Source organism: Halomonas sp. GFAJ-1 (assembly GCA_002966495.1).
Classification (GTDB): Bacteria; Pseudomonadota; Gammaproteobacteria; order Pseudomonadales; family Halomonadaceae; genus Vreelandella.
Genome location: CP016490.1, coordinates 1,552,049 through 1,564,648, shown reverse-complemented (window position 1 = coordinate 1,564,648; position 12,600 = coordinate 1,552,049). Strand labels below are relative to the sequence as shown.

Sequence of the window (12,600 nt, the reverse complement as noted above, 5' to 3'; positions counted from 1 at the left end):
TGGAGAGAGGCAAACAACTCCGCTCAGGCCCTTGGCCTGAGCGGAAATGGGCGTGTTTAGAAGAACCCAAGCGGGTTGATGTCGTAACTTACCAGCAGGTTTTTAGTTTGCTGGTAGTGCTCAAGTGCCATTTTGTGGGTTTCACGGCCAACGCCAGATTTCTTGTAGCCGCCGAAGGCGGCGTGGGCAGGGTACTGGTGGTAGCAGTTGGTCCACACGCGGCCCGCTTGAATACCCCGGCCCATGCGGAAGGCGACGTTGATATCACGGCTCCAAACGCCTGCGCCCAAGCCAAACTCGGTGTCATTGGCGATGGCCAGCGCTTCCTCTTCGTCTTTGAAGGTAGTGACCGCGACGACCGGGCCAAAGATCTCCTCTTGGAAAACACGCATCTGATTATTGCCCTTCAGCAGCGTAGGCTGAATGTAGTAGCCACCGTTGATGCTGTCGTCCAGGGTCTCTTTATCGCCACCGGAGAGGAACTCCGCACCCTCATCACGGGCGATATCCATGTAGGACATGATTTTGTCGAACTGCTCTTGGGAGGCCTGAGCGCCCACCTGCACATCGGTATCTAGCGGGTTGCCGCGTTTAATGGTTTTGGTGCGCTCAATGACCTTGGCCATAAACTCGTCGTACATGCTCTCCTGAATAAGCGCGCGTGAGGGGCACGTACACACCTCCCCCTGGTTGAAGAACGCTAACACCAGTCCTTCTACCGCTTTATCAATAAACGTCGGCTCGGCGTTCATAATGTCAGCGAAGTAGATATTGGGTGATTTGCCGCCTAGTTCGACGGTAGAGGGAATAATATTTTCTGCGGCGCATTTAAGAATATGCGAACCAACGGGGGTTGACCCCGTAAAGGCAATTTTGGCAATCCGCTTACTGGTAGCCAGCGCTTGCCCTGCCTCAGCGCCAAAGCCGTTAACAATGTTCAACACCCCTGGCGGCAGCAGGTCGCCGATGACTTCCATCACTTTCAAAATGGACGCGGGTGTTTGCTCAGCTGGCTTCAGTATGACGCAGTTACCGGCAGCAAGCGCGGGGCCAAGCTTCCAGGCGGCCATTAAAATCGGGAAGTTCCAGGGGATAATTTGCCCCACGACACCCAGCGGTTCATGGAAATGGTAAGCCACGGTGTTAGCATCAATATCTGCGGCGGTACCTTCCTGGGAGCGTAGGCAGCCCGCAAAATAGCGGAAGTGGTCAATGGCGAGGGGAATATCGGCATTCAGCGTTTCGCGCACTGCTTTACCGTTGTCCCAGGTTTCCGCCACGGCGAGCATTTCCAGGTTTTGCTCTAGCCGGTCGGCAATTTTGAGTAGCGTATTACTGCGCTCTTGAACGGAGGTTTTACCCCAGGCAGGCGCTGCTTTGTGGGCTGCATCCAGCGCTTTTTCAATATCTTCAGCGCTAGAGCGGGGAATTTCGCAAAACACTTGGCCATTAACGGGGCTAATATTATCGAAGTATTGACCGTTGACGGGAGGAACAAACTCACCGCCAATATAGTTTCCGTATCGTTTTTCAAACGACACAACGGAACCGGCATCACCTGGGTTGGCGTAGATCATCGTAAAGCTCCTGAGTATTATGGTTATTAAAAGGTGCCTACCCAGTGTTGAACACACAGGCCATTCTCGATATAGCCCGATGGCAGGACGCACCCTCATCCCTTGGTAGGAGACGCCATGTACTCGCTATTAGTGGCAGATGACCACCCGCTGTTCCGCGATGCGCTACAGGCGGTAGTGGGCGCTGGATTAACCGATACCCAACTGCTGGAAGCCGACAGCCTGGCAGCGGCGATGGAGTGCATTGAGGCTCATGAGGGGCTGGATTTGCTGCTGCTGGATTTGAGCCTGCCCGATACCGAAGGCTTGGCGGGATTGAAAACCCTGCGAGACACCTGCCCATGGCTACCCGTTGCGATTGTTTCTGCGCACCAGGAGCGCCAGCTGGTACTGGACGCCATTGCGCTGGGTGCAGTGGGCTATATTCCGAAGTCCACGCCCAGAGAGCAGTTGCTGGCGGCGCTAACCCAAATACTCCAGGGCCAGCTCTACCTGCCCGCTGATGTTATGCGCCGCCCGCCGCCGCCAAACGTGCCGCGCTCGCCCGGCTTAGAAGCCAAGTCAGAAGAGAGGCAAACGCGGCTAGCGCGCTTAACCGGCAAACAGCGGCACGTGCTGCGCTGCATGGCCCAGGGGATGTCTAACAAACAGATCGCTCGGGAGCTATCGATTGCCGAAACCACGGTCAAAACACATGTGTCGGCGATTTTACGCAAACTTGGTGCGACGAGCCGAGTTCACGCCATCGTGATTGCCAGCGACGAGGGTGCTGGCGCCTTCGCCCAGCGATAAGCCTGTTAATGGCTATCGAGTAGCGTGCCCAGCAACATCTTTAAGCGCAGCGGCTTAAGCGGTTTCAGCAGGCAGTGCATACCCGCTTCCCGGGTGGCACGCTTTACTGCGGCTTCGTGGTTGGCGGTTATCACAACCGCCGCAAGGCCTGGATAACGCCGCCGCAAACGAGAGGCTAGATCGATCCCGTTTTCACGGTGCTCCCCCAGGTGGTAATCCACTAGCAGTACCGCTGGGCATTCACCGTCGCTCGCCGCTTCTAGGGCGCTTACCGTTGCAGCTGCCCGCACCCGACATCCCCAACTACCTAACAATGCCTGCATACCTTCAATAATGGCTGGGTCATCGTCAATGACCCACACGACACAGCCCTGCAGCGGGTCATGCACCCAGGCGCTGCGTAACGGCTCCCAGGCTTTTCGTTCAGCGCTATTTCCAGAAGCACTGTTTCCAGCATCATTAGGCGCGTAAGGCACCAGAATGGAAAACAGCGACCCGCACGAAAGCTTTGAGGTAAGTGACACCGGGTGTTCCAGCATCGTGCTGATACGGTCCACAATCGCTAGGCCCAACCCAAGCCCACGACTATGCTGCCCATTGGGTTGGGTAGCGCGGCGAAATTCAAGAAAAATCGCCTGGCGCTGAGGCTCGGGAATGCCCGGGCCCGTATCACCTACGACAATTTCCAGACCCTCCTTGCGCCGGCGACAGCCTAGCAGCAGGTGGCCATGTTCGGTGTAGCGCACAGCATTGCTTAGAAAGTTACGCACTACGCGTGCTAAAAGCGCTAAGTCAGACGTTACCAACGCGCTGGAGGGCACATAGTGCAGGGTAAGCCCACGTACCGCCGCCACCTGCTTATACTCCTCTGCAAGCGCATCCAGCAGCGTGCTAACCGCAAAGGGCGCTTTATCAGCATGCAATACTCCCGCATCCAGGCGGGAAATATCCACCAGCGTGCCAAGTAGCCCCTCCACATCCTTAAGCGAGCGACCGATATTCCCCACTAGGGCTTGGGAGGCGTCCGGCAATGCATGGGTTTCCAAAGCGCTGGCAAATAATCGAGCGGCATTTAAGGGCTGTAATAAATCGTGGCTTACGGCGGCTAAAAATTTGGTTTTTGAAAGGTTGGCAGCTTCCGCTTCGGCATTCGCGGCTAACAGCCGGACATTCACTTGGCTAAGCTCATCCAACGTGCGATGCAGCGCATCGGTGCGCTCACGCACTTGCTCAGCCAACAGTACCGAGCGCTCAAACGCCGCATACGGCGCGCCGTTAGGGCTACCGCCCGACTCTACCCGCTCCATCAGCGCTTGGCAGACCTTGCGCAGGCGCCTGTTTTCTTCGCGCAGTGCAGCGTTATCAGCTGTTTTGTCGTTATCCGCCGCTAGTTGGAAAAGCGCCAAACGCCACCCCCGTAAAGGTTTGATTAACGTGCATACCGTGATGCTGCTCACCGTAGGTATTAAACCCTACCACCCGTGCCTGTCGCAGCAGCGCCGATGCTGGGTCAATTTGCTGCAGAGACTCCAGCGCCATGCGGCGCAAAAAACAATCGCAGCCGATAATAGTGGCGTTATCGCCCAGGCGCTTACGCACGCCTAGCAGCATCGCATTTAGGTCTTCTAGCAGAGGGGCTGGCCGCATTGCAGTGAGCACAATGCCGTTCTCAACCGCGCAGTAAAAGCTCAGGCTGCTGTCATCGTTAACCCGCTGAATAGAGCGGATATAGTGCTGACCGCCAAGGTGAACGGCAAGGGGATGCTGGGCAAATATGTGAGGGGTTAGGGCATCAACACGGCAGCCCACCAAGGCTGCATATACCTCAGCGGCGGGCAGCCCATTAAGCTCTAATACGCGACGCTGCTCGCGGTCAGCATTCGTAACCACTAGCTTATGAGCAAGGGGTACGAGGTGATGGCTCGAAAACACCTCAAACGGTAGTCGGGTATTAAGCATGACCACCACCGCGGCACGGGTGTGAAATCGCCCATCAGCATACACATGGGTGTGCGTTAGGTGGTTATCATCCCCCGCCGAGCCACCAAAACTGGGAATACGCCCCAACGCTGCATCCAGCGTTGCCAGCACCTGCTCTTCACGGCTGGACAATCCATCGAGCAGGGTAAGCGCAAAGCTGTGTTCATTAATGGGCGCCAAGGCCTGCTGACGGCAGCGCTCTAATAAAGCATCCACCAGCGGCTGTGCACGGGGAAGGTCAAAATGCTCAAGGTCATCAATCAGCGCTGTTTCCACCGCGAAGACCCGCCGATCAAATCCGATCGCCACAATGGAGCCGCGATCATACCCCTGAGGGGTAATCTCACCGGCAGTGGTACAGCCGCTCATTGGCACATTACCAAACGCCTCCCCTAGCGCGTCCGCTAAGGCACCTAGCGGGTACTCTGCGCTGCAAAAAAACAGTACAAAGCCAAGCTGTTCGTGGCATAGCGCTTGGGCCAGCTCCCTGGCTGCCTGGTCTGGCTTGGGATGATTGCTGGCGGCGGTTAATAGTCCGTTATGCTTTAGGGAAGCTGTCACGGCGCCATTTCTCCAAGGCTGTATGGGTACGCGCCACGCTGTGGCGTAATGCGCTAAAGGCTTCGTCTACTTGGCAGGGAGAACGCGTCTCAAGGGCCATTAATGCCTCCAGCCGCTTCGCTTGGGCCGCCAATTGCTCTGCGCCAACGCTTAGCGATTCGCCCTTGAGCTGATGGGCTAAGCGCTCCACTTGATGAGCCTGAGCGATAGAGAGTGCGCCGGGGCTAGAAAGGTACGCACCAAGCTGAGCAGCGTAGTCGTCTACTTGTTGATGGTAGAGCATTATTAGCTGGGCAAGGCTCTCCTGCCCTAAAGAGCCCAGCAGCATACTTAGCGTTGCGCTATTAAGCACTGTTTGCCCCTCACTAGGCGTAGCGAAGGCGGCAAGCGGGGGCAGCCGCTGCGACGAGGGGAATAGCTGCAGAGATAAAACGTTGCTCAACGATAACAGTGAAAGCGGCTTGGTGATGTAGTCATTCATGCCGGCTGACAGGCAACGGGATCGATCATCTTCAACGCCACCTGCGGTCATTGCCACAATGGGCACCTGGGCAAGCCAACCACCCACCGCTCGCAGTTTACGGGTAACGGTAAGGCCATCCATATCCGGCAACTGAATATCCATAAAAATAAGATGCACTTGCTGGCTCTTGATCATTTCCAGCGCATCCTGGCCATTTTCCGCGCACACCACATCGCAGCCCAAACGCGATAACAACCCAGTAGCGACTTTGCGGTTTACGGCGTTATCTTCGACCAGCAGTAACGACGTGCCGGTAAAGTCCCGCGTGGGCTCAGAAGGTAGCGGAGAGCTGACCGGGCTGGCCTCCACTAAAGGGAGGTCGCAGTAGAAAGTACTCCCCTGGCCCGGCGCACTGGTCACGCTTAAGCGCCCCTGCATGGCTTCACTTAAGCGCTTGCAAATGGCAAGCCCCAGCCCGGTGCCACCAAAGCGGCGAGCCACGGTTTCATCTGCCTGCTGAAAAGGTTCAAACAGCAGTGCCTGCTGCTCTTGGCTCAAACCACAGCCGGTATCGCTGACCTCAAACGAGAGATAGTTAACGGTGGCATAAAGCCGCAGCGTCACCTTACCGTGGTCAGTAAACTTGATCGCATTGGCAATCAGGTTCAGCAAAATTTGTCTTAACCTGCCTGCATCGATCATGACCCAGGCGGGTACCAAGGGGTCGATGTCGAGCACAAGTTGAAGCCCCTTGGCTTGGGCGCGAGGTCCAAATAGCGCCATCACGCTATCCACCAGCGGTTTTATCGCCGTGGGAGAGGTTTCAAGGGTTAGGTGACCCGCTTCTATCTTAGAGAAATCGAGTATTTCATTAATCATCGCCAACAGTTGGTTGGCGCTGTCGTGAATAGTGCTAGCGTAGTCTTCAACTTGGGCAGCGCTTGCCGGTTCGCGCAGTAGCTCGCTCATGCCGATGACGCCGTTGAGCGGGGTGCGAATCTCATGGCTGACCATCGCTAGAAAATCAGACTTTGCATGGTTGGCTGCTTGGGCCTGTTTGGCGGTAACTTCCAACTGGCGGCTTAACTGCTCCTGTTCACGCCGTGCGGCGGCGCTCTCACGCATTTCACGCACTAGAAACCCAATCACCAGCAGTACGGCTAAGCTCATTCCAATGAGCAGTGTCATCAAGGCTTTATATAGCGTGCTGAGCAGCGCACGCTCTTCCGTTGCGGATTCTGCCAGATAGCCATTGATGGCGATCACAAAGCGTTCAGTCAGCCGAGTGAGCGCCTGTAGCTCTGTCTCCAGGCTGGTAATCGGTAGCTGGGCAAGCGTGTCGTGAGGTTCAAGCATTGGGTCTAGCGTATCTAACTGCTGCTGGATTTGGTCAAGCAGCTCGTTTGCCATCCTGACATTTTGCAATAACGAGTTAACCTCACCCTCATTTAACAGGGTGATGCGGCTATAAAGCAGTTCAAAGCGTAAGTTGAGCGCATCCTGCTCAGCTGGCGATATGGGCCCACGGGTGGCAGCTAGCAGGTGATTAAGCAGTTGAACTGCATCGCGGTCCAATTTATACACGACCCAGGCTGTATCTTCCCTTAGGCTTTGGGTCAGGTGATCTTGCCGCCAGGCAGCCAGTGCCGCAACCACCAGTGCTCCCGCAAACAGCAGCACGGTAATCATCGCGACAACCTTAAAGCGACGTGGATAGCGCAGTAGGCGGGGCGTATTGGCAATAGGGCCGCTAATGGACATTAATCTGCATTACCTGCCAGACGGCTCTAAAACGTATTTTCTCGCTCAGCAATTCCTCATTCTGATCAAAGGGATACAACACCCACAGCGGGCCATATTCACGAATAGGAATGGCTTTTTGATCGCGTTCGAGGGTCAGGATAACGTCGTAGTCGTAAAAATCGCGGAGCGGAATATCTGCTTCGTAACCGTTAAGCGCCAATACATGCACGCTTTCACCCTCGGCACCCAAGTGCTCCAGCAACGTACGCATTAATGGCCCGCTATAGTGGCTAGTACCTTCAGTCCAGGGAGTTCCCGTTTCAAACGCATGCTGTGGCAATGACTGCAGCATTTCCCTATCAAAATGCGCCTCTTCACCGTTATCACCCGTACCCGTGCTTATATTCGTGCGCGCAATGTCGCCCTTTACTTTCAGCATCACCGGCCCATCAGGCAGCGCTAATGCGGACTGCGTTTCAGCTTGCCCCATTTGAGGAATGCTGAACGCCAGCATAATCGACCCCAACAATAACGCTTTCACAGCCATTACCTCGTATCGAAGCGCTTAGGGCATAGCCTGATATACCCAGGCTACCCATCGCGAGCAATAAAAAAGAGACAGCATAGAGGTTACGCCATCTCTTTTCGTAGGTCAGGCTATTTACGCGTTTTTCGTCATTAAGCCGCCAGACTATTGGATACGAAAGTGGTTAGGTTTCAATTTTTTCGACTGTTTCAAAGCGCACTAGCTCCTCATAGGCGTGCCAGCTGGCATGACCTAGCACCGGAAGTATGAGCGCCAAGCCGATATAAAACGTCATTACCCCCACCAGCACACAGCCAGTCAGAATAGCGGCCCATAGCAGCATAGGGCGGAAATTACGCGCAACGCAGCGCACGCTCGCCTCGATACCTTCCATAAAGGTCAGGTCTTGATCCATGAGAGTGGGAATCGCAACTACGCTAATGGCAAAGGCACCAAAGGCCAAAATAGCGCCCGCCGCCGTTCCAACAGCCAACATACCAAGCCCTTCAGGGGTGGTTAGTAACGCGGTGTAAAGTGTTTCGGGGCTTGGCACTTCAAAACCAAAAAACAGCGCAAATAGCAGCGTAGCCAAACGAATCCAGGCGAGAAAGAAGATCATCATCATGACGCCCATCATCGCTAGTTGCCCAGCATGAGGCTTCCAACTGCCAAACGCATCGCCCAAGTTAGGCACTCTGCCCTGCTCTAGCGCTCGACTGATACCATATGAGCCCACTGCGACCAAAGGACCCACAAACATAAAACCTGCAATCATTGGCAGTAGCCAATACCAGTATCCCAGTGTGAATGCTCCAAACGTGATGGCTATACTCAAGCCCACCCAAAACATGCCATAGGACAAACTAACGGCGGTGGCACGCCGGAAGTCTTCAAGGCCTGAGGTTAACCAGGCGCGGGGGCGATCCATCCCTACTTTATTGATGGTAATTTTAACCAGGGGTATCTCGTTAGTCTTTGGCATATCTGCGTGGTCTTGTGTTTTTGTAGTTGTCGCATTCATGGCATAACTCCTGTGATGTACCAGAGCTGCATTCTTGCCTGTCCCATTAATCCCAACTTAATGGCTTAACGTCTTTTTAATGTAGTTGAACACAGCAATACTGAGAGCCTAGGTCATCAGCAAGTACAAAAAATCCACCACAGGGCAGTTTCAGCCAATTTAATCGATGCGTTAGCGCTTCCTAAACATCTAAAAAAGAATAAAAAAATCATTAAATATTCTTTTTTATTTTAATAGCGCTGATTTAAGGTATACCTCTATTACAAACAGTTAAGGAGTACTTCCATGGGCATGCGCCTACGTGCTGGTTTTGCTCTTGCGGTAGCGATAGGAGCGTTAAATTCCGCCGTTGCGGAAACGGGGCTAGATAGCGAGGCATTGCAGCGAGAGGTGCTTGCGGGTAGCTGCGCGAATTGCCATGGGACTGAGGGGCGCATGGAGGGGGTAGTGCCTTCACTGGCAGGCCGCTCTGCAGATCAGTTAGAAGCACGCCTTCTGGCGTTCAAGCATGAGGAGGATTCCGGCGCCACTATTATGAACCGCATTGCTAAGGGTTATACCGATGAGGAATTGGCTACCTTGGCCGACTACTTCTCTCACTTACCTGCAAAAGAGGAGCTGACACCATGAGCCAGCCTTGGAACCGTCTTAGCCGTCGCCAGTTATTAAAAGGGTTAGGTGGCGCTTCAGCGCTTCCCTTGATGGGTGCTCTTCCAACGTTTGCAATTGGGGGGCAGCATGCAGGGCACGTTGTGGTAGTGGGAGGTGGTTTTGGCGGGGCAACGGCCGCCAAATACCTCAAGCGAGCCAACCCAGCTATTAAAGTAACGCTTGTTGAGCCAGCAGACGTATTTTACACCTGCCCCTTTAGTAACCTTTTTCTAGGCGGTTTGAGGGATATGCGCTCTATTGCTCACAACTATGATGAGCTGCGCCAACGTTACGGCGTAGACGTTGTGCATGCACTAGCCGAAGACATAAATGCCGAAGCACATGAGGTGCGCTTATCCACCGGTGATACCTTGCACTACGACCGATTAGTGCTGTCACCAGGTGTTGATATGCGCTGGGACGCATTAGAGGGCTACGATGAAGCTGCCGCAGAGAAGGCGCCCCACGCTTGGAAAGCAGGCCATCAAACGACCTTACTAAAGCAGCAGCTTGAAGCCATGGAAGATGGCGGCACCTTTATTATGGTGGCACCAGGCAATCCTTACCGCTGCCCACCCGGGCCTTACGAGCGCGCGGGGATGGTGGCACACTATTTCAAAGAGCATAAACCTAACTCTAAGGTATTAATTTTAGACGCCAAGGATAATTTCTCTAAGCAAGGCTTGTTCACTGCAGGGTGGGAGCGTCTTTATGGCGACCGTATAGAGTGGGTGGGCCTTTCCAACGATGGCCGCGTTACCCGGGTCGATGCGGATAATTTAGAAGTTGAAACCGAGTTTGGTACGCGCCACCGCGCCGATGTACTCAACGTCATACCTCCCCAGAAAGCCGGTTGGATCGCAGACCGTGCCGGCGTAACCGATAGCTCTGGGTGGGTGCCCGTCAAACCCGAGACGTTTGAATCACAGCAGGTGGACGACATTTACGTGGTGGGCGACGCCACGGTCGCCGCGCCGATGCCAAAATCAGGCTTCTGCGCCAACGCCCAAGCGAAAGTAGTAGCCGCCGCCATTGCTTCCTCACTCGAACATCAGCCAGCGCCAACCGCTTACTGGGCTAACACTTGCTATAGCTTGGTCGGCCCTAATTACGGGATCTCTGTTGCGGGTGTCTATAGAGTCACCGACGGGGTCATTGCTGAAGTCGATGGCGCGGGAGGCATTAGCCCTGCCGATGCGCCGGACACTGTTCGGGCGCTAGAAGCTGATTATGCGGTGGGCTGGTACAATGCCATCTGCCAAGACACCTGGGGCACGCAAGTATAGGCACTAACACGTTAAACACATGTACTCACGGGCTGCCTGAACGGCGGCCCGTTTTATAACTAGCCCCCCTTGCCATAAAAGGAGACTCACATGAGTCATATTGCGCTGACCCTGTGGGCAGGCGTGGTAATAGGCCTGCTGTTTGGCGCCGTGGGGCAGGCCAGCGGCTTCTGTTTACTGCGTGGAGTCGCCAATAGTGCAAAGGGCGACTCTCGCAAACTCCGCGCCTTTGTGCTTGCTATGGCCACAGCACTACTGGGAACCCAATGGCTTGCCGCTCTGGGTTACTTTTCACTGTCGAACTCGCTTTACATTACGCCATCATTTTCCTGGCTTGCCCTTCCGCTAGGCGGCTTGCTGTTTGGCTACGGTATGGCGTTAGCTAACGGGTGCGGCGCCCGCTCGCTGGTTTTACTGGGTAGCGGCAACCTGCGCAGTGTGGTCGTGGTGATGTGCCTTGGCATTGGGGCCTATATGGCCCTTTCCGGCGTGCTGGCGCCTGGGCGCATCTATCTTGAACAAGCCACCTCAATTCCACTGACCACCCAGGACATTGCCGGACTGGTTGCGCTGCCTGGGTGGGCCGTTGCCTCTCTGCTGGGTTTACCTATCGCTGCCTGGGCATTTTCTAGCGCACACTTTCGCGCCTCGCCCCGGGACTGGGTCAGTGGCCTTATCGTTGGGTCTTTAGTGCCGGCAGGTTGGTACGCAACGGGCGTGCTCGGCTTTGATGACTTTGAGCCGGTACGCTTAGCAAGCCTGACGTTTGTGGCGCCTATCGGTGCCTCATTGCAGTATGTAATGCTTTCAACAGGTACTCGACTCAGTTTTGGCGTCGCGGTGGTAGGGGGTATTATTCTCGGTGCACTTATCACGGCACTGATCCGACGCGACTTTCACTGGCAGGGTTTCCAAGGGCCAGGCCAAATGGCGCGCAGTATGGTGGGAGCAATGATGATGGGGGTTGGCGGAGTCCTGGCACTGGGCTGCTCAATAGGCCAAGGAATTACCGGTATGTCGACGCTTGCCCTACCCAGCCTTATCGCACTGCTGTGCATTTTGCTTGGGGCCTGCCTGGGGGTTAAAGGCCCGTTGGCACTCTCCCACATGGCTAACAACCACCGTTCGCTACATTGACTACATCCCGTTATCTAGGAGAGGCGTATGTCTCGTTCATGGTGCATAAAATCAGCGCTATCTCGTCGAAAAGTTCTGCAACACGGCATGGCGGGCGTAGGGTTAGTCTTGCTGTCGCCCATCTCTTGGGCCAATGAGGTTTGGCAACAGCTGGATGCTGTCCAGCACCTTCTAAATGGCGAAACACCAATTACCCAAGGCCTGACGCTTGATTTGCCTCATGTCTCAGAGGATGGTTCAGCCGTCCCCTTAGGTATCAAGTTCGACGGTGAATTAGCGGATAACGACTATTTAACCGATATTCACCTGTTTGCCACCGGCAACCCTCAGCCCGAAATCGCCACGTTTCGGCTTGGCGAGTTAAGCCGTTACCCTGAGATTTCCACTCGCGTGCGCCTTAATGAAACCCAGCACGTGGTGGCTGTTGCCAACACCTACCAAGGGCAAACCTTCGCGGTTTCTCAGGAGGTACGCATCACCGTGAGCGGCTGCCTAATGCGCGGCGAAGATAGCCAGCCTGAACCGCTGTCGAATCCTCGCGTCAGCGTTAACCAACAAGTCGCTGCAGGCGACGCCCTGGAAGTCCGCACGCTAATTAACCACCCAATGGAAACCGGGTTAAGGGAAGGCAGTGACGGTGAGCCTTTGCCACGTCACATAATTGAGCACTTTACCGTGCGCCTGGGAGATGAGGTCGCTTTCGAGGCTCAGCTTTATCAATCAATTTCGGCTAACCCCTATTTGCGTTTTCATTTGACGCCGCAACAGAGTGGAAAACTGATATTTGAGTGGCAAGATGACCAAGGTGAAAAGGCCCAGCACACCAGTGAGTTATCGGTCAGCTAACACAAAAGCACGCTGCA

The 12,600-nt window shown here is 54.8% G+C and carries 11 protein-coding genes; 5 read left to right on the top strand and 6 right to left on the bottom strand.

The window, feature by feature from the left end; genetic code table 11:
• Positions 1-56: 56 nt before the first annotated feature.
• Positions 57-1,577, bottom strand: coding sequence for an aldehyde dehydrogenase (locus tag BB497_07145; protein AVI62490.1), 1,521 nt, complete (start codon positions 1,575-1,577; stop codon positions 57-59).
• Between the two features lie 117 nt (positions 1,578-1,694).
• On the opposite strand from BB497_07145, the gene BB497_07140 reads away from it, so the two are divergent.
• Positions 1,695-2,369, top strand: a complete 675-nt coding sequence (locus BB497_07140; protein ID AVI62489.1) for a DNA-binding response regulator — start codon at positions 1,695-1,697, stop codon at positions 2,367-2,369.
• Positions 2,370-2,374: 5 nt separating this feature from the next.
• Here BB497_07140 and BB497_07135 read toward each other — a convergent pair whose 3' ends face one another.
• The 5 genes from BB497_07135 to BB497_07115 all read right to left on the bottom strand — a co-directional run bounded on the left by BB497_07135 (position 2,375) and on the right by BB497_07115 (position 8,663).
• Positions 2,375-3,775: a hybrid sensor histidine kinase/response regulator gene (locus BB497_07135; protein AVI62488.1), complete on the bottom strand. Its 1,401-nt coding sequence runs from the start codon at positions 3,773-3,775 to the stop codon at positions 2,375-2,377.
• Positions 3,747-4,910, bottom strand: coding sequence for a GfdT protein (locus BB497_07130; GenBank protein ID AVI62487.1), 1,164 nt, complete (start codon positions 4,908-4,910; stop codon positions 3,747-3,749). The genes BB497_07135 and BB497_07130 overlap by 29 nt, the downstream gene beginning before the upstream one ends.
• On the bottom strand, positions 4,888-7,134 hold the full coding sequence (locus BB497_07125) for a hybrid sensor histidine kinase/response regulator (GenBank protein AVI62486.1): 2,247 nt from the start codon (positions 7,132-7,134) through the stop codon (positions 4,888-4,890). Before BB497_07125 ends, BB497_07130 begins: the two co-directional genes overlap by 23 nt.
• The gene (locus BB497_07120; GenBank protein AVI62485.1) at positions 7,124-7,663 is read right to left on the bottom strand and encodes an oxidoreductase; all 540 of its coding nucleotides are present in this window, start codon (positions 7,661-7,663) and stop codon (positions 7,124-7,126) included. Before BB497_07120 ends, BB497_07125 begins: the two co-directional genes overlap by 11 nt.
• A gap of 163 nt (positions 7,664-7,826) precedes the next feature.
• Positions 7,827-8,663, bottom strand: coding sequence for a hypothetical protein (locus BB497_07115; GenBank protein ID AVI62484.1), 837 nt, complete (start codon positions 8,661-8,663; stop codon positions 7,827-7,829).
• 285 nt (positions 8,664-8,948) lie between these two features.
• Here BB497_07115 and BB497_07110 point away from each other — a divergent pair, with 285 nt between their 5' ends.
• The 4 genes from BB497_07110 to BB497_07095 all read left to right on the top strand — a co-directional run bounded on the left by BB497_07110 (position 8,949) and on the right by BB497_07095 (position 12,583).
• Positions 8,949-9,293, top strand: coding sequence for a cytochrome c, class I (locus BB497_07110; GenBank protein ID AVI62483.1), 345 nt, complete (start codon positions 8,949-8,951; stop codon positions 9,291-9,293).
• The gene (locus tag BB497_07105) at positions 9,290-10,600 is read left to right on the top strand and encodes a cytochrome C (GenBank protein AVI62482.1); all 1,311 of its coding nucleotides are present in this window, start codon (positions 9,290-9,292) and stop codon (positions 10,598-10,600) included. The genes BB497_07110 and BB497_07105 overlap by 4 nt, the downstream gene beginning before the upstream one ends.
• A gap of 90 nt (positions 10,601-10,690) precedes the next feature.
• Positions 10,691-11,737: a hypothetical protein gene (locus BB497_07100; protein ID AVI62481.1), complete on the top strand. Its 1,047-nt coding sequence runs from the start codon at positions 10,691-10,693 to the stop codon at positions 11,735-11,737.
• 525 nt (positions 11,738-12,262) lie between these two features.
• Positions 12,263-12,583 (top strand): thiosulfate oxidation carrier complex protein SoxZ, encoded by a 321-nt coding sequence (locus BB497_07095; protein AVI64292.1) that lies wholly within the window; start codon positions 12,263-12,265, stop codon positions 12,581-12,583.
• Positions 12,584-12,600 lie beyond the last annotated feature (17 nt).

Coding starts and splice junctions, on each gene's coding strand:
- BB497_07120 (AVI62485.1), bottom strand. CDS start 7,663: ATGGCTGTGAAAGCGTTATTGTTGGGGTCGATTATGCTGGCGTTCAGC.
- BB497_07145 (AVI62490.1), bottom strand. CDS start 1,577: ATGATCTACGCCAACCCAGGTGATGCCGGTTCCGTTGTGTCGTTTGAA.
- BB497_07125 (AVI62486.1), bottom strand. CDS start 7,134: ATGTCCATTAGCGGCCCTATTGCCAATACGCCCCGCCTACTGCGCTAT.
- BB497_07110 (AVI62483.1), top strand. CDS start 8,949: ATGGGCATGCGCCTACGTGCTGGTTTTGCTCTTGCGGTAGCGATAGGA.
- BB497_07105 (AVI62482.1), top strand. CDS start 9,290: ATGAGCCAGCCTTGGAACCGTCTTAGCCGTCGCCAGTTATTAAAAGGG.
- BB497_07115 (AVI62484.1), bottom strand. CDS start 8,663: ATGAATGCGACAACTACAAAAACACAAGACCACGCAGATATGCCAAAG.
- BB497_07140 (AVI62489.1), top strand. CDS start 1,695: ATGTACTCGCTATTAGTGGCAGATGACCACCCGCTGTTCCGCGATGCG.
- BB497_07100 (AVI62481.1), top strand. CDS start 10,691: ATGAGTCATATTGCGCTGACCCTGTGGGCAGGCGTGGTAATAGGCCTG.